This is a genomic window from Hymenobacter sp. YIM 151858-1, assembly GCF_025979705.1.
Taxonomy (GTDB): domain Bacteria; phylum Bacteroidota; class Bacteroidia; order Cytophagales; family Hymenobacteraceae; genus Solirubrum.
Genome location: NZ_CP110136.1, coordinates 17,973 through 40,716, shown reverse-complemented (window position 1 = coordinate 40,716; position 22,744 = coordinate 17,973). Strand labels below are relative to the sequence as shown.

At 59.5% G+C, this 22,744-nt stretch carries 11 protein-coding genes; 7 read left to right on the top strand and 4 right to left on the bottom strand.

The genetic code is table 11. The features are described from left to right. Positions 1 to 23 precede the first annotated feature (23 nt). Positions 24 to 3,047: a SusC/RagA family TonB-linked outer membrane protein gene (locus tag OIS50_RS00140; protein ID WP_264692316.1), complete on the bottom strand. Its 3,024-nt coding sequence runs from the start codon at positions 3,045 to 3,047 to the stop codon at positions 24 to 26. A gap of 374 nt (positions 3,048 to 3,421) precedes the next feature. Between OIS50_RS00140 and OIS50_RS00135 the strand changes: the two genes are divergently transcribed. From OIS50_RS00135 to OIS50_RS00105, 7 genes are all read left to right on the top strand, one after another. Next, a complete protein-coding gene (locus OIS50_RS00135; protein ID WP_264692315.1) occupies positions 3,422 to 6,556 on the top strand; it encodes a SusC/RagA family TonB-linked outer membrane protein in 3,135 nt (1,044 codons plus the stop codon). A gap of 20 nt (positions 6,557 to 6,576) precedes the next feature. Further along, positions 6,577 to 8,223, top strand: coding sequence for a RagB/SusD family nutrient uptake outer membrane protein (locus tag OIS50_RS00130; protein WP_264692314.1), 1,647 nt, complete (start codon positions 6,577 to 6,579; stop codon positions 8,221 to 8,223). A gap of 438 nt (positions 8,224 to 8,661) precedes the next feature. Next, positions 8,662 to 11,757: a SusC/RagA family TonB-linked outer membrane protein gene (locus tag OIS50_RS00125; RefSeq protein WP_264692313.1), complete on the top strand. Its 3,096-nt coding sequence runs from the start codon at positions 8,662 to 8,664 to the stop codon at positions 11,755 to 11,757. A gap of 30 nt (positions 11,758 to 11,787) precedes the next feature. After that, positions 11,788 to 13,149 carry a RagB/SusD family nutrient uptake outer membrane protein gene (locus tag OIS50_RS00120; protein ID WP_264692312.1) on the top strand — a complete coding sequence of 454 codons (1,362 nt, stop codon included), beginning with the start codon at positions 11,788 to 11,790 and terminating at the stop codon, positions 13,147 to 13,149. A 141-nt stretch (positions 13,150 to 13,290) separates the two neighbouring features. Next, positions 13,291 to 16,533 carry a SusC/RagA family TonB-linked outer membrane protein gene (locus tag OIS50_RS00115; protein ID WP_264692311.1) on the top strand — a complete coding sequence of 1,081 codons (3,243 nt, stop codon included), beginning with the start codon at positions 13,291 to 13,293 and terminating at the stop codon, positions 16,531 to 16,533. Between the two features lie 31 nt (positions 16,534 to 16,564). Next, entirely contained in the window at positions 16,565 to 18,127 is a 1,563-nt protein-coding gene (locus OIS50_RS00110) for a SusD/RagB family nutrient-binding outer membrane lipoprotein (RefSeq protein WP_264692310.1), read from the top strand. Positions 18,128 to 18,180: 53 nt separating this feature from the next. Continuing rightward, positions 18,181 to 18,729 carry a hypothetical protein gene (locus tag OIS50_RS00105; RefSeq protein WP_264692309.1) on the top strand — a complete coding sequence of 183 codons (549 nt, stop codon included), beginning with the start codon at positions 18,181 to 18,183 and terminating at the stop codon, positions 18,727 to 18,729. Positions 18,730 to 18,850: 121 nt separating this feature from the next. Here the strand turns inward: OIS50_RS00105 and OIS50_RS00100 are convergent, their stop codons facing one another. The 3 genes from OIS50_RS00100 to porQ form a co-directional block, all read right to left on the bottom strand. Next, positions 18,851 to 19,582: an SDR family NAD(P)-dependent oxidoreductase gene (locus OIS50_RS00100; RefSeq protein ID WP_264692308.1), complete on the bottom strand. Its 732-nt coding sequence runs from the start codon at positions 19,580 to 19,582 to the stop codon at positions 18,851 to 18,853. Positions 19,583 to 19,676: 94 nt separating this feature from the next. Next, on the bottom strand, positions 19,677 to 21,095 hold the full coding sequence (gene hslU / locus OIS50_RS00095) for an ATP-dependent protease ATPase subunit HslU (RefSeq protein WP_264692307.1): 1,419 nt from the start codon (positions 21,093 to 21,095) through the stop codon (positions 19,677 to 19,679). 576 nt (positions 21,096 to 21,671) lie between these two features. Beyond that, positions 21,672 to 22,730: a type IX secretion system protein PorQ gene (gene porQ, locus OIS50_RS00090; RefSeq protein WP_264692306.1), complete on the bottom strand. Its 1,059-nt coding sequence runs from the start codon at positions 22,728 to 22,730 to the stop codon at positions 21,672 to 21,674. Positions 22,731 to 22,744 lie beyond the last annotated feature (14 nt).

Genomic DNA, 22,744 nt, shown 5'->3' with positions numbered 1-22,744 from the left:
ATTGGCGGAAGAAGCTGAGGGACCTAAAAATCCAGGTTGAGGTGGAAGAACACGCGGCGCGTATTGGGGTACGAGGCCACATCTACCTGCGCAAAGTTGGCGGTGGCCCCGAAGTTGGATACCTCCGGGTCATAGCCCACGTAATCCGTCCAGGTAATCAGGTTGTTGCCCGATACCCCCACCCGAATGTTCTTCACGAAATCGTTGAAGAGGCTGGTGCGCACCCCGGCCGGCACGGTGTAGTACAACGAAGCTTCGCGCAGGCGCACGTAGCCGGCGTTCTGAATGTACTCGCGCGCGGGCTGGGTTTGCCGGAACTGGCCCTTGGTCAGCGGGGTGCCGTCGGCGGCTACCTGCCCGCTTGGCTCGCTCCAATCCTCGGTAGTGCCGTTTTCGTCCTGCAGCAGGCGGCTCAGGTTGCTGTTGTAACCGTCCTTCTTCCAGTGAAACAAAAACGACAGCTCGAAGCTCCGCAGCAGGCTGATGGAGTTCAGGAACGACATCTGGAACGTGGGCTGGGCCTCCTCGTAGCGCGTCAGGCCGCTGAAGTTGTTGTTGGTGGCGAAGTTGACGGGCGTACCGAACCAGCGCGAGGGCGAATCGCCCAAAATGAACAGGTTGCGGCCGAACGTGTTGCCGAAGCCCAAGCCCGTGTTGAAGGGCGGTACTACCAGTGGGTCTTCGTCGAGGCGGGTAACCTCGGTGCGGTTCAACCAAAACTGCGTGGTCGAGGTCCAGCTGAAGTTGTCCTTGCGCACGGGGTTGGCCGTGAGGGCCAGCTCCAGGCCGCGGTTGCGTATGTCGCCCACGTTGTAGGCCCGCAACGAGGTTACGCCCACGCTCGGCGCCAGCACGTAGGTGTTCACCAAGTCGAACACCTGCTTATTATAATAAGTGGCTTCCAGCGTTACGCGGTTGTCGAGAAACCCTAGGTCGATACCGGTCTCAAACTCCGATGCTGTCTCGGGCCGAATGTCGGGGTTGCCTAGCAACGTAGAAGGCAGCAGGCCGGGGCGGCCGCCCGTCGAAATGGCCGTGAGCGGCGAGTACAGCGAGTTGAAGAAAGCCGGACCGCCGGTTTCGCCGTAGGCCGCGCGCAGCTTCACCATGTTCACCGGCTCAAACGCCCAGAAACCAAGCTTGGCTACGTTCACGGCCAGCGAGGCCTTCGGGAAAGCAAAGTACTTGTTGGGGTCGCCGTTGCGGTTCGATTTATCGAAGCGGATACCAGCCGTGGCAATAACCATGTCGCGGAAGTTGGCCTCCTGCTGCGCCACAAAGCCCACGTCGGCTTCTTCGGTAATAAAGGTTTCCTGCGTGGTTACGGTGCCGCGGTTGGGAGTATAGGGCGGGCCCGGCGACAGGTTCTGACCTTGGTTGAACGTGAGGTTGGTGCGCTGCGAGAGGCGCACGGTACCCACCTGCGAGGTCAGGTTCAAGGTTTCACCTAGGCGCCAGTCGTAAATCAGGAAGCCCTGGAGGTTAGAGTTGAAGAACTCGTTTTTGGCCACGCGCGCGGCACCCGGCAGCGGCAGGCCCCGCTGCGACTGCATATCGGACGGAATAGCCAGCTGCGCCGTGCTGTTGGCGTAGTCGACGCCGCCCTGCACCGCCAGCCGCAGCGAGGTGCGGTTGTTGTCGATGATGCGCAGCGTGCCCGTGGCGGTTTGCACAAAGCGGTTGGTTTCCTCCTCGTTGATGGCGCGCTCCACTACGGCCAGCGGGTTGTCGCCGGTGTAGGGCGAGTCGGGGAATTCGCCGTTGGCGTTCGGGAATAGCTGCGCGTAGCTCGGCACGCCCGCCAGCGTGTAGCCCAGGCTGATGCCACGGTTGTCGTTGCCGGTAAAGCCGCGCTTGTTGAGCGAGTTGATGTAGTTGGAGCTAACCCCTAGGTCGATGCGGTTGCCGATCTTCTGGTCGATGTTGGCCCGGATGGAGTGGCGCTGAAAGCCGGTGCGCTTTACAATGCCTTCCTCGTTGGTGGTAAAGCCCGACACGAAGAACTTGGTGCGCTCGTTGCCGCCCGAAACGCTCAGGCCGGTGTTGCGCAAAAAGGCCGTGTTGCCAAACACTTCCTTTTCATAATCGACAATGCGCCCGGCCTGTTGGGCTTCGGCCAGCAGGCGCTTTTCCTCGGCGGCGCGGGCGCCGGTGTAAAACAGGTCAATTTTCTCGGGCGTCCAGTCCTCCTTGCCCAACAGGCGCCAGGCCCGCGCAAAGCCGATGTCCTGCGAGAAGCTCACGCGGGTTTGGCCCGCCGCCCCGCGCTTGGTTTTGATAATTACCACGCCCGCGTTGGCACGCGTACCGTAGATGGCGGCGGCGCTCGGCCCCTTCAAAATCTCAATCGACTCGATGTCGTTGGGGTTAAGGTCGGCCAGGCGGTTAATGCCGTTATCCTGGGTGGTGCGCCCTGTACCGGCCGAAGCCGACGAAAACGCCGCCGAGCCGGCACCGTTGCCTACCTCCTGGCTTACAGCGTACACTCCATCTATAATATAGAGTGGTTGCGACGAGCCGTTGATGGTAGAAATGCCCCGCAGCTGCACCGATAAGCCCCCACCGGGTGCCCCGCTGGTTTGGGCAATGTTGGCCCCTACCACCTTGCCGCTGAGGGCAGCATCCACGGTAACCGGCCGCGTGCTACCCACCAGTTCCTTCGCGCTGATGGTGGTTACGGCGTTGGCCAGGTTCGAGCGTTTTACGCTCGTGGCCAGGCCCGTTACCACTACCTCATCAATCTGGCGGGTTTGGGCTTCCATGGCTACGCTGATGGACGTAGCAGTGCCAATGGGGCGCTCAACCGGCTTGTACCCCACGAAGCTAAACGTGAGGGTAGTTGCCGATGCCGGAGCACTAATGGAGAAAGCGCCATCGGCGCCCGTGGAGGCTCCGGTGGTGGTTCCCTTAACCAGAACCGTGACGCCGGGCAGGCCCTGCCCGGTGGCTGCATCGGTAACCCTGCCGCTAATCTCCCGGTTTTGTGCTAGCGCAGGCTCCACAAGGGCAACCATTGCCAGCGGTGTAACAGCTAACAGTGTTTTCATACGCACTCTTCTTAGGATGATTTGGTGAGTGAACAGGATAAGGTATCATTATTTCACTCACTTATACAACACAGGTTTAAATTATTCCAACAATGTACAATTACATATAAAAAACAATATTTACATAATAATGATAACAACAATGCATACAGTGCAAATTTCAAGGCTTTGCAACGCTGCTACCGCGGCCCCTTTTTATTCTAACACCTCTATTTAGTTATAAAACTGATTGTTTGGACAATAGCGCCCGAAAGGCCCTGATTGGCTTAAAAAACGATTAAAGCACTTGCCCAAGAATTTCCTTCGCTATCTTTTCGCACCATTTGCTGAGCTTGATCGGTTCAGCACCATCTCACTCACTATTTAATAACCGCATGAACAAACTTTTACTGGGACTAATACCCCTGGTGGCTTTTGCGCACCAGTCGGTAGCCCAAGACAGGTCCGTTTCAGGCCGCATAACTGACCGGGCTACCGGTGAAGGTATTCCTGGGGCAACAGTATTGCTGAAAGGCACCACCACGGGCGTATCGACGAACTCCGACGGTACTTTTACCCTGAGTGCGCCTGCCGCTGGCGGTACCTTAGTAATCAGCTCTGTTGGGTACGTTTCTATTGAGCGCGCCCTAGGTTCCGAAAACCAGGTAAACATCGGTTTGGCAGCTGACAACAAGCAGCTAAGCGAAGTAGTGGTAACTGGCTACGGCACGCAGGAGCGTCGCGACGTAACCGGCTCTATCGCCTCGGTTAAAGGCGAAGAAATTGCCAACCTCCCCACGCCCAGCTTCGATCAGCAACTGGCTGGCCGCGCCGCTGGTGTGCAGGCTACTGTGCCCTCGGGCTTGTTGGGTGCCACCCCGCGTATCCGTATTCGCGGTACCAACACTATTACCTCCGGTGCGCAGCCGCTAGTGGTAGTGGATGGCGTGCCGATTATTACGGGCAACCAATCGGGCGTAGTACAGAACAACCCGCTGGCCGACATCAACCCCTCCGACATCGAGTCGTACGAGGTACTGAAAGACGGTTCGGCAACGGCTATCTACGGTTCGCGTGGTGCCAACGGCGTTATCCTTATCACGACGAAGCGCGGCCGCCTGGGCAAAGCCAAGGTTAGCTACGACAACTGGTTTGGCTGGGCCCAAACGGTGAAGCGTTACGAAGTGCTGAACGCCGATCAGTTCATTGAGATTAACAACGAACGCCTGCGCAACAACAACTCTCCCGCCCAAGCCTTCCCCTTCGAGCAGGATGGGCAGCGCGTGAGCACCGATTGGCAGGACGAGATTTTCCGCACCGGCTTCCAGCAAAACCACGCGCTGTCGGTAAGCGGCGCTACCGAGAAAACCAACTACTTCTTCTCGGCTGGCTACACCGACCAGAACGCCGTTATTAAGGCCAACTCGCTGCAGCGCATCACCTTCCGTACCAACCTCGATCAGGAGGTGCTGAAGTGGCTGCGTGTGGGCATGAACCTAGGCCTGACGCGCACCAACACCGATGGTTTGAACACGAGCGTGAACGGCCTGTCGGGCAACGTTACCAACGCGCTGTCGCTGTTCCCGAACGTGCCGGCCCGCAACCCCGATGGCACGCCTTACATCAGCACCTCCAACCCGGCGGTAGTCGGCCAAGGCAACAACACCCTCGGCATTGCCTTCAACTACCCCAACATTATTTTCCCGCTGGAGAATAACGTTTACCGGGCTACCAACTACCGCGTTCTGGGCAACACCTACCTGGAAGCCGAGCCCCTGAAAGGCCTGCGCCTACGCAGCCAGCTGGGCACCGACGTTTTCCTGAACGACGACTTTCAGTACAACGACCCGCGCCACGGCGACGGCCGCGGCCCGAACGGTATTATCTACCAGCAGTCCTCGCCCACCACGCGCTGGAACTGGCAGAATACCATCAACTACGACAAGCTGATAGCTGATCAGCACAAATTGGGCGTAGTGGTTGGCTCGGAGCTGCAGAAAACCAAAGCGCAATTCTTCTGGTCGCAAGCCACGGGCCTGTCGGACCGCTTCTTCGGCCCGAACAGCCTTATTTCTAACACGTTTGCTACGCCAACCGTTGGCGGCGGCTACGTGGAGCGCGGCTTTAGCTCCGTATTCGGCCGCCTGAACTACGGCTTCAAGGACCGTTACCTGTTCAGTGCTTCGCTGCGTTACGACGGCATTTCGGACCTGCCCGAAGCCAACCGCTACGGCTTGTTCCCCGGCGGTTCGGTGGGCTGGCGTATTTCGGAAGAGCCGTTTTTCAAGAACCTGAACCTCGGCTTCATCTCCGATTTTAAAGCCCGCGCCAGCTACGCCGTAGTGGGTAACGTCGACTTCGGTGCCTTTGCCTACGCCAGCTTGTTCGGCCCCGGCAAATACGGTAGCCAGAACGGTATCGGCTACAACCGCGACGGCCAGTTCGGCAACGACCAGCTGAAGTGGGAGCAGTCGAAGAAGAAGGACATCGGTGTGGACCTTGGCTTCCTAGACAACCGCATCACCGTTGGCGCTGATTACTACATCAACGACAACAGCGACCTGATTCTGAGCGTGCCAGTAGCCGTTTCGCTGGGTATTCCCAACTACTCGTACCGCGCCAACGTGGGTGACCTCGAAAGCAAAGGCTTCGAATTCACCTTCAACTCGCAGAACATCCAGAACGAGGCCTTCACCTGGACGACTAACTTTAACTTCGCCACCAACAAGGCGATTGTTAAGTCGCTTGGCGGCAGCGGCGACATCCTAGCCACCTACAACATCACGCGGGTAGGCGAAGTAATCGGCGCCTTGTACGGCTACGACTTCCAGGGTGTAAACTCGGCCAACGGTTATCCCATCTACCGCAAAGGCGACGGTTCGCTGGTGCAGGCCAACGTCGATAACAACTCGTACTACGCCTACGACCCCGCCAACCCCGGCGCGGCCCTAGGTCAGGCGGTTACGCCGCTGCAGGCCAACGTCGACCGCAAGATCCTGGGCAACCCCAACCCCACGTGGTTTGGCGGTATCACCAACTCGTTTACGTTTAAGGGCTTCGACGCCTCGGTGTTCGTACGCTTCTCGGGCGGCAACAAAATCATGAACGTAACGCGCCAGCAACTGCTGCGCCAGGAGTTCCTGAACAACGGCACTGAGATTCTGGACCGCTGGACCACCCCTGGCCAGCAAACCAACGTGCCGAAGCAGCGCTACAACAACTCCGACTTCATCAACCTAAACAACTCGGCCGTTTCGCGCTTTGTTGAGGACGGGGATTTTGTACGCATCCAGAACATTTCGTTGGGCTACACCCTGCCGCAGAATCTGCTGGGCTTCACGGGCCTGAGCCGCATCCGCGTGTACGGCCAAGTGCAGAACGCCTTCACGTTCACGAAGTACAAAGGTGTTGACCCCGAGGTTAACTCTTCGGGCAATAGCAACCTGCAGCAGAACACGCAGTTTGGCATTGATAACAACAGCAATCCGCAGCAGCGCGTGTTCACCACGGGCCTCAACGTAAGCTTCTAATCCCGTCTGACTCCGAATTCATGAATAACGTACTGTTTCGCTTCGCGCCGTTAAGCCTGCGGGCTATGGCCTTGGCAGCTTTCCTGTCGCTGGGCATGAGCTCTTGCGACGTAACCGACCTAGAGCCGAAGGACGCCATCACCGAATCGGCTGCTTTTACAACGCCTGAGCGCATTGCCCTGGCCGTAACCGGTGTGTACAACGCTGCACAGTCGGGCTTTTACGACCCCCTCAACGGCGGCGCGCTGCAAACCCGCGGCTATCCGTTTGGCTCGGCTGCCACCGAGTTCGGCGATGTACGCGGCGAGGACGTGGTAGACATGGCCGGCTTCTTCGGCATCGTGTACTCCAACGTGCAAACTCCCTCCAGCCCCAACGTGGTGGGCATGTGGTCGAACCTGTATGCGCTCATCAACCAGTGCAACGTGGTAATCGAAGGCGTACGCGCAGCTCAGCAGCGCGGCACCATCGACCAGGCCACAGCAGCGGCGTACGAAGGCGAGTGCCGCTACCTGCGCGCCCTGGCCTACCACGAGCTGCTGCTGCACTTTGCGCGTCCGTTCTCCGATAACAACGGCAGCAGCCTCGGTGTACCGTACCGCGACTTCGCCGTGAATACCTCCGCTACCCTGGAGCGCGCCAAAACAGCCGGCCGCAATACGGTAGCCGAAGTATACACCGGCATGCTGGCCGACCTCGACTTTGCCGAGCAGAGCCTGCCCACCACCCGCACGGGCAACCTGCGCGTTACGCGCGTTACCAAGGGTGCCGCCATTGCCCTGAAGCAGCGCCTGCGCCAGCACCAGCAAAACTGGGCTGCCGCCAAAGCCGAAGGCGATAAGCTGGTTGCCGTGAGCACCGCAGCTCCCGGCGGCTTCAGCAGCCCCCTAGGTGGCTACCAACTGCAGGCCACGCCGCAGGCCGCTTTCCCGGGTGGTACGAGCGTTACGGCCGAGAACATCTTCTCGATCGAGAACAGCTCCGACGACAACCCCGGCGTAAACGGCGCGCTGCCCAACTTCTTTGGTTCGCCGGCTACCGCACCTGTTGGTGTTCAGGGTCGTGGTCTGATTGCTATCAGCCCGATTCTGTTTAACGCCAGCTTCTGGCCCTGCAACGACCTGCGCCGCACGCAGTTGCTGCAACCCAATAATGCTACGCCTGCCCGCTACCACAGCTTTAAGTACAAGGACGCTGCCACCAACACCGACTTTGCCCCCATCAGCCGCTACGCCGAAGTACTGCTGAACCAAGCCGAAGCCGAGGCTCGTCTGGGCAACAGCGTCCGCGCCGTGGCCCTGCTGAACGCCGTACGCGGCCGCGCCGTGCAGGCAGCCGACCTGTACCCTGTTACCCTCACCGGTGATGCTTTGGTGCAGGCCATCCTCAACGAGCGCCGCATCGAGCTGCTGGCTGAAGGTTTCCGCTGGGATGATATCCACCGCTTGTCGCCCACCTCGTTTAGCCCCCGTGCTACTGGTGGCATTCCGGCCAAGGCTGGTAACGCGCAGTCGGTAGTTGCCAACTACGCTTGCGGCACGTCGCCGGCACTAACCCCCTCGGTAAGCGCCATCCCGTACAGCGACTACCGCTTCCTGTGGCCGATTCCGGCCATCGAAGTGGCTAACAACCCTGTACTGGCTGCACAACAGAACCCGGGCTACTAATCAATAGCTAGGTCATCCGCAAAACAAAAGCCCCGCCTGAACTCAGGCGGGGCTTTTGTTTTGCGGATGGGCATGGAATGAAAGAGCAAGTCATTATTACAATAGTTCAATATTTAGGTTTTAAGCTGGTCGGCACTTATAATAGTTATATGTATATACAGCAAATAAGTCCATATCTTAAAAAAAGGAAAAGCGAATTTGCTTGTGCTGTGATTATCTGCTATTCTTATAGGCAAGTTTCAAGGAGCATGCTTCGAGGAGTGCATCGTGCAGGGGGCATATGAGCTGGCGAATCCTGGATTGCCAGATTGGCAATAATTGAGCATGCGCTTGCCAAATTTTCGGAATCGCGTTTTTTTAGCATTGGTACTTGCTAGGTAAAATCCTTTTACCTGCATAAATTGGAAATCGGTTGTCACTTCACTCACTTCTAACCGCATGAACAAATTTTTACTGGGTTTAGTACCATTGGTAGCCCTTGCTCACCATGTGGATGCTCAAACCCGACAGATCTCTGGTCGGGTAACCGACCGTACCACTGGCGAAGGGTTGCCTGGAGCTACGGTACTTGTAAAGGGCACTACCAATGGTGTCTCCACAAACTCCGATGGTACTTTCACTCTGAGTGTATCCGGGGAAGGCGGGACCTTACAAGTAAGCTCGGTTGGCTACATAGCACTCGAGAGACCGATCGGCACCGATACCCAGATCAACGTTGGGATGGCACCGGACGCCAAAACCCTTAGCGAAATTGTGGTAGTAGGCTACGGCGAGCAGTCCAAAACCCTCGTTACGGGTGCGGTATCGCAGGTAGATTCTAAGCAGTTCGAAACCCAACCTGTTGCCAGCGTAGAGCAGGTGCTGCAGGGCCGTGCGTCGGGTGTGCAGGTAAACGCCAACTCGGGTACTCCGGGCGGTGGTGTTACGGTGCGTATCCGCGGCAACAACTCTATTTCGGCCAGCAGCGACCCACTGTACGTAGTGGATGGTGTACCGATTAATATCGGTAGCTATTCGAACGTGGGCGTTGGCAACCAGCAACTCAATGCCATTTCGGACTTGAACCCGAACGATATTGCCTCGATCGAAATCCTGAAGGATGCATCGGCGGCAGCTATCTACGGTTCGCGTGCGGCCAACGGCGTAGTGCTGATCACGACCAAGCGTGGCCAAGCCGGCCGAACCAAAATTACGCTCGACGCCTACGCAGGTGTACAGCAAACCTGGCGTCGTCTCGACGTACTGAACGGGGAAGAGTCGCAGAATCTTATCAACGAGGCACGTACCAATGTGGGCCTGACGCCCCGCTACGTAACTGCCAACCCCAACCCTGCTACACAGCAGCTCTTCACGGGTGCCAGCACCAACTGGCAGGATGAAGTGTTCCGGGATGCACGTATTCAGAACTACACGCTGACCGCTTCGGGCGGCGACGCAAAAACCCGCTTCCTGATTTCGGGTACCTACTTCGATCAGGAAGGCATCATCTTAGGCTCTGGCTTTAGCCGTGGTAGTGGTCGCATCAACCTCGACCACCAAGCTACCGATAAGCTGCGCCTAGGTATGAGCCTGACGGGCAGCCGCTCGCTCAGCAACCGAATCAACAACGACAACAATATTTACGGAGTATTGAGCACGGCCCTGCTGCTGGGCTCGCAGTTCCCCGTACGCAATGCCGATGGCACCTTCGGCCGCGACCCGTTCTCGTCGGTTGAAAACCCGATTGCCGCGGCCACGCTGCCGACTTTCTTGGCTCGGAATAACCGTGCAATCGGTAACATTTACGCCGATTACCAGATTATTCCTTCGTTGCGCTTCCGCACCTCCTTGGGCGGCGACTACCTCAACCTTAAAGAGGACGTGTACATTCCGAGCACGGCCTTGCAGGCCGTAGGTAGCAACGGCTCGGCTAACTTCAACTCGCGCTACGATGTGGGTTGGATTAACGAAAACACCCTGACCTACGACAAGGCTTTTGGCGACCACTCGCTGACCTTGCTGTTAGGCCAGAGCGCCCAGCGCTCGGTGCAGAACGGCATCATTACGTCGGTATCGGGCTTTGCCACGAACAAAATCCGTCAGGCATCGGCTGGCTCGGTGAAAACGGATGCGTCTTCCGACGAAACTCTCTGGACGTTGCTCTCCTACTTTGGGCGTGCCAACTACAACTACCAGGGTAAGTATATTCTCTCGGCTTCGCTGCGTCGCGACGGTTCTTCGCGCTTCGGCGCCGAAAACAAGTACGGCTGGTTCCCGGCGGCTTCGGCAGCTTGGCGTGTGTCGGAAGAAGGTTTCCTGAAGGGTAACCCCGTTATCAGCGAACTGAAGCTGCGCGGTGGTTACGGCGTAGTGGGTAACTTCGAAATTGGCAACTTCGCTTCGCGCAACCTATTTGGTGTTGGTGCGGGCAACTTGGCCAACTACAACGGCATCTCCGGCTTTGCGCCCACGCAGCTCGGTGTAAGCGACCTGGGTTGGGAGCAAACGGGTGAAATCAGCGCGGGTGTCGACGTAGGTGTGCTCGAAAACCGGATTTCGCTATCGGTAAATGCCTTCGACCGTAAATCTAAGGACCTGCTGCTCAACCGCCAGCTGCCGCTCACTTCGGGCTTCGGCAGTGTTACCCAGAACATCGGTGACCTGCGCAACCGGGGTCTCGAATTTGACCTGACCACGCAGAACGTGAAAACGGACAACTTCAGCTGGACGACCAACCTGAACGTTTCGATCATTCGCAACAAGGTAACCCGTCTGGTTAACAACGCTCCCTTCCTGGCCGGCTTCGCCAGCCGCGTAGAGGTTGGTCAGCCGCTGGGTAGCTTCTATGGCTATGTAGTAGACCGCGTTTACCAGAACCAGGGCGAGATTGATACCGACATTGCCAACGCACGAGCCCGTACCGGCAGCGCTACGGCATTGTACCAGGGCACCAGCGCGGCAACCACTCCCCGCCCCGGCGACATTCGCTTCCGCGACCTGAACAACGACGGCGTTATCACCGCTGCCGACCAGAAGATCATTGGTTCGGCTCAGCCTAACTTCTTCGGCGGTATCACCAACACCCTGAACTGGAAAGGCATCGACTTGAGCTTCTTCTTCCAGTTTACGCAGGGCAACGAGATTTACAACAACACGCGTGCGTTCGGTGAAGGCATGAACGGCCAGTTTGGCCAGTTGGGCTCGGTGCGCGACCGTTGGACGCCCGACAACCCCAGCACTTCGATGCCGCGTGCGGCCTGGGGTGACCCGAACAACAACCGCCGTGTATCGGACCGCTGGCTGGAAGATGGCTCGTACCTGCGCCTGAAAACCGCAACACTGGGCTACAACCTGCCAAGCAACCTCATCCGTCCGCTGCGCCTGCAATCGGCTCGGGTGTACCTAGCTGGCCAGAACCTGCTGACCTTCACGAAATACTCGGGTCTGGAGCCGGAAGTAAACACGTTCAGTGGCACTAACACCTCGTTGGGCACCGACTTCCTCACCTTCCCGCAGGCCCGCGTGTACCAAGTGGGCGTCAACATCGGCCTGTAATTCTTTCCCTCGTTGAAGTCTCTCTCATTCATGAATATTCGTTCCAAAATTTCGACGCTGGCTGTTCTCGGACTGCTGAGCTTCGGCGCGGTAAGCTGCTCGGACTTTCTGCAGCCTGAACCCCGCAACTCCCTCGACCGCACCCAGGTTTTCACCGACCTGGAGGGTGCCCAGGCTGTGCTGACCGGCACCTACGGCAACCTGCTTAGCGCCAACAATCTCGGCCTGCGGGTACCGCTGTTCTCCGATTTGCTTGCCGATAACCTAGCACACGTTGGCACGTTCCCGACCTTCAGCCAGATTAAAAACCGTTCCATTCTGGTTGACAACACGGAGGTAACCAGCATGTGGAGCTCGTTGTACTCCACGGTGAACCGCGCGAACAACCTGATTGCTTATGCCCCGGGCATCACGGCTCCGGAGGCTACGAAAAACCAGATTGTTGCCGAAGCCCAGTTCATCCGGGCATTGGCTTACTTCTACCTCACCAACTACTGGGGTGATGTGCCGCTGGTGCTGACCCCGACCACCACGCCCGACAACACGCTGAACGTGGCGCGTACGCCCCAATCGGCCGTGTACGATCAGATCGTGGCGGACCTGACGGCGGCGGCTCCTAACCTGCCGACCTCGACCAACCCGGCCCGCGCTACCCGTTGGGCAGCCTTGGCGTTGCAGTCGCGCGTGGCCCTGTACCGCCAGCAGTGGGCCGATGCGGCCCGCCTGGCCGACCAGGTAATTGCCGGCCCCTTCCAGCTCAACGCGAGCTACCGCACAGCTGTTACGGCCGAAAACCCCTCGGAATCTATCTTCGAGGTACAGTTTGATGCGCAGACGCAGAGCTCGTTTGCCTTCTTCCTATTGCCCACGGCAAATGGTGGCCGTAACGAAATTTCTCCGACGGGCCCTGGCTCGACCCTGCCGACAGCTTACGAAGCTGGCGACCTGCGCAAGGATGCTACCATTTCGAATGGCACTTTTACCCTGAACGGCCGCACGGTACCCACCGGTACTTCGATCAAATATGTTGATCCGGGCACGGGCACCGATAACTTCAAAGCCATTCGCCTGGCCGAGATGCTGTTGAACAGCGCCGAAGCTAAGGCCCGCCAGAACGATCTGCCCGGCGCGCTGACTGCCCTAAACCGCGTTCGTACCCGTGCAGGCTTGCCCGTTGCAGTAGCTACGCTTACCCAAGCGCAACTGCTCGAGCAAATCGAGCGCGACCGTCGGGTTGAGCTAGCCCTGGAAGGCCACCGCTGGTTTGACCTGATTCGCACGGGTCGTGCCCAGCAGGTACTGAGTCTAACGGATGCTCGTCGTTTGTTGCTACCGATTCCCTTCCGCGAAACGGTAAACAACCCGAACATCACGCAGAACCCCGGTTACTAAGCTTAGCCTCTTTTACACAAAAAGCCCCGGCCAAATGGTCGGGGCTTTTTGTTTGTTGGAAGCTCGGCAATATATAATTATTCTAACATTTATTATTACCTTATAATATCAGTGGCATGATACTCTAAATCGTGGTGCAGCATGGAAAAACGCCTACTGTTGAGCTTTGTGCTCATGGTGACGCTGGTACTGCAGGTGGCAGCGCAAAACAGAACTATTACGGGGCAGGTGACTGACCGAAGTAATGGTACGGGGCTACCCGGGGTTACTGTGCTATTGAAAGGAACAACCACCGGTACGGCTACCGGTGCCGATGGCAGCTACACAATTTCGGTTCCGGCCGAAGGTGGAACGCTCGTGTTCAGCTCGGTTGGCTACAACAACCTGGAGCAACCCATCGGCACGACAAACCAAGTGAGCGTTGGCTTGGCTCCCAGCACTCAGCAGCTGGGCGAGGTAGTGGTAACGGCCCTAGGTATCCAGCGCGAGAAACGGGCTTTGGGCTATGCGGTGTCAGAAATCAGCAGCTCGCAGGTGGTGCAGAAGGCCGAACCCGATGTGCTCCGGACGCTGCAGGGCAAATTGCCAGGCGTGAACATCGGCGGTTCGAGCGGCTCGCCGGGGGCCGCTACGCGCATTACCATCCGGGGAAACTCGTCGTTGCTGGGCGAAAACCAACCCTTGTTTGTGGTCGACGGCATTCCGTTTGATAACCGGCAGGACAACTCGGCCTCGTCGCTGGGCAACAGCTCGTCGTACTCGAACCGCGCTGCCGACATCGACCCGAACAACATCGAGAGCATCAACGTGCTGAAAGGCATTGCCGCAGCGGCGCTGTACGGCTCGCGGGCAGCCAACGGGGCTATTGTAATTACTACCAAGACGGGCAGCCGCAACCGACGCGACAAGGGCCTGCGCGTGGGGTACAACTCTACGTACGCGGTGGAGCGCATTGCCAGCCTGCCTGATTACCAAAACCGCTACGGCTCGGGGGCCAACTTTGCCTACTCGGCGGCCAACGGCTCGTGGGGGCCGGCTTTTGGGAGCCCGCAGGCCCCGGCTGATGTGGCCCACCCCTACGACACCCCGGCGCTGAACGGGCCGCTGCCGCAGTTCAGGGGGGCGCGGTACCCGTACCAGGCCTTTGACGACAACGTAAAGGACTTCTTCAACACGGGGCACTTGTTCGAAAACTCCGTGAACCTTACCGGCGTGGGCGAGAACAGCAAGTTTACAGCCGTGCTGTCGCGCTCCGATCAGGAAGGCATGATTCCGTTCACGAGCTTCGACCGGACCAGCATCAGCGCGGGTGGTTCGGGGCAATTCAACAAGATTACGGTAGGCGCCACGGTTACCTACGTCAACTCCGATCAGCGCGGGCCTATCCTAGGTGCGCCTAACGCTTTGGGCAACGCATCGGCGTTTGGGCGGGCGCTGTTTCTGCCGCGCAACCTCGACCTCTCGGGCCTGCCCTTTGAAAACCCGGTTACGCGGGCCTCGCTGCTGGGCTGGCTGACGGGCCAGGCCGACAACCCGTACTGGTCGACGCGCTACAACAGCTACAAGTCGCGCGTGGACCGGGTTATCGGCAACTTCAACGCCAGCTACGATTTCACCGACTGGCTGAGCCTGAGCTTTACGGGCGGCGCCAACGTGTACACCGACCGCCGCAACACGGCGTTGCGCCCGGGCTCGGTAGCCGCTGGCGGCCTGGGCCAGGTGGTGCAGGATTACATTACCAACACCGAGCTCGAAGGCACTACCCTACTCACCTTCAACCGCAACCTCACGGAGGATATCAGCATACGGGCCATTGTGGGCCACAACGTAAACCAGCGCAGCTACGAGAACTCCTCGGTGGTTGGCTCGACGTACACGGTGTTCAACATCGACGACATTACGAACACGCGCAGCGTGGCCCAAAACGGCACGCTTAACCAAAAACGGCGGCTGTTTGGGGTACTCGGCGACGTAACGCTGGGCTTCCGCGACTTCATTTACATCAACGCGACGGGCCGCAACGACTGGACCTCGACGCTGGCGCGCAACAACCGCAGCTTCTTTTACCCCAGCATCAGCGGTTCGGTCATCTTCACGGAGGCCTTCGGGATTAAGTCGGATGTGCTGAACCTAGGGAAGCTGCGCCTGAGCTACGCCAAAGCCGGCAACGACGCCGCGCCGTACCAAATCCTAACGCGCTTTAGCCTCTCGCCGGGCCTGGGCAACAACGCCGCCAGCCTGGGTTTCCCCTTCACGCCCACGGGCGGGGTGGCCACCTCGGGCGCCGCCGTGTTCGGCACGGTGGGCAACCTCGACCTCACCCCCGAATTCACGAAAGAAGTTGAAGGCGGGGTTGACCTGAATTTTCTGAAAGACCGAATCGTGCTGAGCGCGACGTACTACGACCGGCGCACCACCTCGCAGATTGCCAACGTTACGCTGCCGTTTGCCACGGGCTTCACGGCTTTCACCACCAACTTCGGGGAGGTATCGAACAAGGGCGTGGAGGTGGGCCTGACGCTGATACCGGTGGATGTAGCCGGTTTCCGCTGGACGAGCTTTACCGCCTTCACCCGCAACCGCAACATTGTGGAAGAGCTGCGCGAGGGGCTGCAGCAGCAGCTCAACGGCACCACGGGTGCGTTTTTCTCCGACCCGCAATCGGTGCACCGGCCCGGGCAGCCGTTTGGCCTGCTGGTGGGCTCGGTAGCGGCCCGCGACCCGGAAAGCGGCCGCGTGCTCATCGACCGCAACACCGGCCGGCCCATCGTTTCGACCACGCCCGACGTGATTGGCAACCCCAACCCCGATTTCCAGTTCGGCTTCACCAACACCTTTACCTACAAGGGCATTACGCTGGAAGGGGTAATCGACTACCGCCAGGGCGGCGACATTTACTCCACCACCATCCAGACGCTGTATGGCCGCGGGGTGACGAAGGATACCGAGGACCGCAACAAAACGGTGGTGGTTGACGGCATTTACGGCGACCCGAATACCCGCCAGCCGCTGCGCGCCGCCGATGGCAGCACCATTCCGAACGCCACGGCCATTTCGCTTAACGATTTGTACTTCGGTACGGGCTCGTTCGGCATCGGGGGGCCGTCGGAGTTTTCGGTGTACGATGGCACCACCATTCGCCTGCGCGAAGTGACCCTGGGGTATGAGGTACCGACGAAGCTGCTCGACAAGACGAAGTTTATCCGGGGCGTGAACATCGGTTTCTCGGCGCGCAACCTGTTCTGGTACTCGCCCAACATTCCGGAGCACATGAACTTCGACCCCGAGACGAGCACCTACGGCAACGCCAACGCGCAGGGCTTCGATTTCTCGAACGCCCCCACCGCGCGCCGCTACGGGGTAAACCTGCGCGTCAATTTCTAGCCCTCCTCAATCCTTAACCGAGCACATCACCATGAACATCACGAAGAAGATTTCGGTGGCGCTGCTGGCCTTGATGCTGGGCGGAACAGGCTGCGACAAGTTTCTGGACGTAAACCAGGACCCCATCAACCCCACCGACGTGGATATTCCGCTGCTGCTGCCCACGGCGCAGGCGTCGATGTCGACGTACCTAGGGCACAGCGTGCTGGGCCTGAGCCAGCCCACCTCGGCCATTATGCAGCAGCTGGTCAACTTCCGGGTGGGCGCGTTTGCGCTCGATGGCAACACCCTGAACAACCAGTGGCAGGGGCTGTACACGAGCATGCTCCAGAACAACGAGCAGATCATCAGCCGCGGTTCGGCCACCGGGGCCTGGGGCCACGTGGGCATCGCGCAAATTCAGAAAGCCTACGTGTTCAGCCAGATGGTGGACGTGTGGGGCGACATTCCGTACTCGCAGGCGCTGCAAGGCATCAACAACCCCGCACCCGCGTTCGACGACGATGCCGCCATTTACACCGATTTGTTCCGGCTGATTGACGAGGGCATTGCCAACTTGCGCCGCACCGATGCCTCGCGCAACCCCGGCGCCGAAGACCTGATTTACAACGGCGACCGGGCCAAGTGGATTCGGCTGGGCAACACGCTCAAGCTGAAGCTCTACAACCAGATCAGGCTGACGCGCAACGTAACCACCGAGGTAACGCCGCTGATTGCGGGCGACCTGATTACCGCGGCTGATGATTTCGAGTTTCGGTACGGCATTGGCGCGGGCAACCCCGAAAACCGCCACCCCGGCTTTCAGGGCGACTACGTGTCGACAAGCCGCGAGAACCTGATTAACCCGTTCTTCTACAACCTGATGAAGAACAATACGGACCCGCGCATTCCGTACTACTTCTACAACCAGGTAGCCGTGGCCACGCCCCGCACCGACGTCGATTTTCAGGACGGGCGCTTTATCTCGGTGCGGTTTGGCAGCATCGGGCCGCAGGCCAACTCCAACACCAGCAACACGCGCACCTTGCAGGGCCTGTACCCCGTGGGCGGCCGCTACGACAACGGCGCGGGCGGGGCGGCTACGGGCAACTCGGGCCGGGGCAACGTGCCGCAGCGCTTCATCACGTTTTTCATGCGCAAGTACATCGAGGCGGAGCTGCAGCTGATGGTGCTTAGCAACCCCGCCGCGGCCCGCACGGCCTTTACCGACGCGCTGAATGCCTCGTTTGCGAAGGTGAATGCCATACCCGCCGCCGATGGCAGCCCCGCCATACCGGCCACCGCCGTAACGGCCTACGTAACCGCCGCCCAGGCCCGCTACGATGCCGCCGCGGGCAACGAGGCCAAGCTGAACGTCATCATGACGGAGAAATACATTGCCTCGTTTGGCACCGGCGTGGATGTGTACACCGATTACCGCCGCACGGGCTACCCCGATGTGCCGAACGCCGCTACCGACAACGACCCGCAAACTGTGGCCACGGGCGGCTTCCCGGTGCGCCTGCCCTATCGCATCAACGACCTGCTGTCGAACCCGAACGCGCCGCAAACGCAGCCGGACATTACCACCGAACGGGTTTTCTGGGACCGGTAAAGTTGCTTTTCACTTGCCCTGCAACTGCTTAATCAACTTTAACTCAGCCTTCCATGAAAAACGTAATAACTGCCCTGTTCCTGCTGTTTGTGGCCCTGGGTACCCCCGGCTGCAAAGACGACCCCGACCTGCCGTTCCCCAAAACCGAGGAGTTCCCGCAGATCTTCACCAACCTTACCCCGCAAAGCACCTTTAGCGCGGCGGCGGTGCAAAGCAGCGCCGGCAACCCCACGGCCAGCTTCAACATCGAGGTGCAGGGCGGCGACCTGGGCCAGGTAGAAGCCATCGAGCTGTTCAGCACGTTTCGCGGGTTCAACAGCTCGGGGGCCGGCGCCCTCAGCAATGCGCCGCGCATCCTGGTGAAGCGGCTGCCCCCCGCCAGCGGCGCCGTGGAGGTAAGCATCAACGAGCTGATTGCGGGCGTAACCCGGGCCAACGCCACCGCGGGCGGCGCCCGCGTGCCCGTAACGCGGGCCTCGTTGCGCGCCACCGAGAGCTTCACCTTCACCTACGAACTGGTACTGAAGGATGGGCGCCGCATCGTGTACAGCCCCACGTTCAACAACGCGCCTTTTGCGGGCACCATTGCTATTGGGCAATGAGCAATGAGCAATGAGCAATGAGCAATGAGCAATGAGCAATGAGCAATGAGGCTACGCCCGCCCGCCGCGTGGGTTACCCCAATTGCTCATTGCTCATTGATAATTGTTCATTCAAAACAACCTAGGGCAGGGTATCGATGCGCAGCACCACGGGCTCTTGCGCAGCGGCGGGTTGCGTAATCCAGCGAATGATGCGTTGGGCTACCGCCTGCGGCTGGGCCAGGTGGCCCTCGCGGTGGTAGGCCTCGAAGCGCGCTACCTGGCTAAACTGCCGCTCGTCGGAGCTGCGGATTTGCTCCTGCATTTCGGTATCCACAATGCCGGGCGCCAGGCTCCGGATGCGCACGCCGGTGCCGCGCAGTTCCTGCTCGTGCTGGGCCACCTGGCTAAGCATATCGAGGGCCGCCTTGGAAGCGCAGTACGCGCCCCACCCATCAACGGGCCGCTGGGCGGCCCCGCTGCTGATGTTGAGCACCGTACGCGGGCACCCTAGGGCGCCGTAGGCACTCAGGAAGGTGTTCATGAGCATAGCCGGCACAATCACGTTCACATCGAACACAAATTCGAAGTGCTCGTTTTTGTGCTCACCTACGTAGCCGATTTCGCCCACCACGGCGGCGTTGTTGATGAGCGTAATGCTGCTGGCATCGGGCCGCGCCGGAAACACTTTGTGCAGGTTGTTTTCCACGGCTACCACGTCGGAGAAATCGAGCGGCTGGTGGTGGTAGCGCGGGTGTTCGATGGTAGCATGCCGCGACACTCCTAGCACGGTGGTATCGGGGCGGGCCAACGCCTGCTCGGCCAAGGCTTTGCCTAGGCCGCGGCTGGCACCGGTGATGATGTAGTAGTGCATAACTGGGAACGGAGGGTTTGTCAATGACTACGTAAGAAAGCAAAAAGGGCAACCCCTTGGCTGCCCTTTTTGCGGTTGCGGCACCTAGGGCACCTTACAGAATGTACTGGCTCAGGTCGCGGTTTTTCACCATGTTCTGCAGGCGCTCATCTACCAAAGCCCGGTTGATGAGGATGTGAGCGTTGGCGCCGATGCGGTCGGGCACGTCGAACAGAATATCGTTGAGCAGGCGGCTCATCACGGTGTGCAGGCGGCGGGCGCCGATGTTCTCTACCTCGCTGTTCACCTCAAACGCAATTTCGGCTAAGCGCTCCAGAGCCGAGTCGTCGAAGGTAAGCTCCACGTCTTCGGCCTTCAGCAGGGCTTCGTACTGCTTGGTGAGGGCGTTTTTGGGGTCTTTCAGGATGCGGAAGAAGTCTTCCTTGGTAAGGCTTTGCAGCTCCACGCGAATGGGGAAACGCCCCTGCAGCTCCGGAATCAGGTCGGAGGGCTTGCTGACGTGGAACGCCCCGGCGGCAATGAACAGGATGTGGTCGGTGTTCACCACGCCGTACTTGGTGCTCACGGCCGAGCCCTCCACGATGGGCAGCAAATCGCGCTGCACGCCCTCGCGGCTTACATCGGGCCCGCCTTTCTGGCTGCCGCTGCTGCTGGCTACTTTGTCGATTTCGTCGATGAAGATAATGCCGGCGTTTTCGGTGATGCGAATGGCCTCGTCCTTCACCTCATCCATATCGATGAGCTTGGCCGCTTCTTCGTCGAGCAGCAGTTTGCGCGCCTCGGCAATGGTAACCTTGCGCTTGCGCGTTTTCTTGGGCACCATCGAGCCGAGCATGTCCTGCAGGCCTTGCAGCGAGGCTTCGTCGAGGCCGGCTTGCCCGCCCAGCACGCCAATGCCGGGGCCGCTGCTCTGCTGCACTTTAATTTCGATGCGGCGGTCTTCCAGCTCGCCGCGGCGCAGCTTCTCGCGGAAACGCTCGCGGGTGCGCTCGTTCAGCTCGATATCGGTCTGCGGCATATCGTCGGAGCCCATGTTGCCAAAGCCCACGCCCGGCTTGTTCACCACCGAGGTACCCGTGCCCTGGATGGGCGGAATCAGCGCATCGAGAATGGTATCCTCAACGGCTTGCGCGGCCTGGGTTTTCACGGCCTCTTTGCGGCGCTGCTTTACCAAATGCACCGCCTGTTCGGCCAGGTCGCGCACCATGCTTTCCACGTCGCGGCCCACGTAGCCTACTTCCGTGAATTTGGAGGCCTCAACTTTGGTAAAGGGCGCATCGGCAATGGCCGCCAGGCGGCGGGCAATTTCGGTTTTGCCGACGCCCGTCGAGCCAATCATCAGGATGTTGTTGGGCACGATTTCGCGCTGCATCTCCTGCGGCGCGTGCAGGCGGCGCCAGCGGTTGCGCAGGGCAATGGCTACGTTGCGCTTGGCCTCGTGCTGGCCAACTATGTATTTATCGAGTTCGGCTACAATTTGAGCCGGCGTAAGGAAGGTCGCAGAATCGAGCATGAGCAAGGGGCTGCGCTTATGGCGCCGCCAGCTGATTAGATACTGAGCAATGTGGTAAGGGTTGCCCAGGCTGCAAAAACTGTGACGAAAACCCAGGCGTGCCGTTCTGGCAGATGCAGGCAAGTAGCACCGTTCCGCTAGCTGTCATTGCGAGGAGGCACGACGAGGCAATCGGTCCTGAGCGGGGCACAACCGTTCAGCTAGCACTAAGCGAAAAAGGTTGCCTGCTGTAGCGCGGACTCTGCAAGTCCGCGTCCACAGATAGTAAAATCAATCGTTGCAGGTAGCGCGGGCTTTAGCCCGCGTTTGCGTGAACGACGGTTTCGCGCGGTTTCGCCCTATTGATTTCGTGCTGGCCAACGCGAGCTAAAGCCCGCGCTACACGCGCTGCATCCCTAGGTCAGACATTACTATCCGGGGACGCGGACTACAACCGAAGGTCGGCGTAGCCAAAGTCCGCGCTACATCGTTCGGCCCCGCCCTAGGTCGGTTTCGCTTAGTGCTGGCTGAAGGGTTGTGCCCTGCCCGGGACCGATTGCTTCGCTTGGCTCGCAATGACAGCGGGCGCAACGGCGGCTACTCCTTTTTGCCGAACAGCTCGTGCACGTTGCGCGACAACGTGAGGTAGTTGGTGCCGCCCGATACGTGGTAGAGCGCCCGCGTGTACTCGAACTGATACGCCCCAAGCTTGAGCATGGCACCGAACGAAAAGCCGGCCCCGCCCGAAACGTTATCGAGGCGCAGCTCGCGGCGGCGCAGGTGATTGTAGCCCACGCGCACGTTCAGGCCTTTGCCCAAAATCAGCTCGCCGCCTACCACAAAGTGCCGCGCAATTTGGTCGCCCAAGCTCTTTTTAGGCGTTTTCTGCTGACCATCGAGGCTTTGGCGGCGCTGCTGCAGCGTATCGAGGTACACGATGTCGAGCTGGTACAGGTGGTGCGCCGTGATGGTAAAGCGCACGGGCATGTGCTCGGGCTTGATGCTGGCGCCCAGCTGCACATCAAACGGCATCGGCTCGCGGCTGCTGCCCTCAAAGGGTTTCAGCTGGTAGCCTAGGTTCTTCACGGCCAAGCCAACGGTAAAGTCCTGCTTGGGGTGCTTGAATACACTGCCTACATCGGTAAGCACCGCCACTGAGTGGTTGCCCGCAATGCCGGCTACCGCCAGGCGCGCCGTAGCGCCCATGGTAAAGTTGCCGAAGGTGTGGGCGTTGGTCAGGCTGAGGTGGTAATCGTTGACGGAAAACTGACCTAGGGGCGCGCCGGCCGGGTCGTACATCTCGAAGTCGCCGTAGCTCAGGTACGACAACCCGAAGCCCCAGCGCCCCAGCCGCTCGGTGTTGCGCACGTAGGCAGCCGTGCTCTGCCGGATATCGGCCAGGTAGTCGCCGTAGCTTAGGGCCAGGCGGCCGTCCATGTCGCTGTTAAGCAGGGCCGGGTTGCCGTAGAGCATGCCGGGGTCGTTGTTGCGGCCCGATACGCTCACCCCTCCTACCCCGGCCAGGTAAGCCGTAGGTGGCAGACCCAGGGAAGCAAAAGCCCGCTGCCCGCCTATCTGTGCGTACGCCTCGCCAGCCAGCAGCAAAGCGGGCAACACCAACAAAGCACCTAGGAAACGGCGTACGGGTCGAATCATCGTAGCGAAGATAA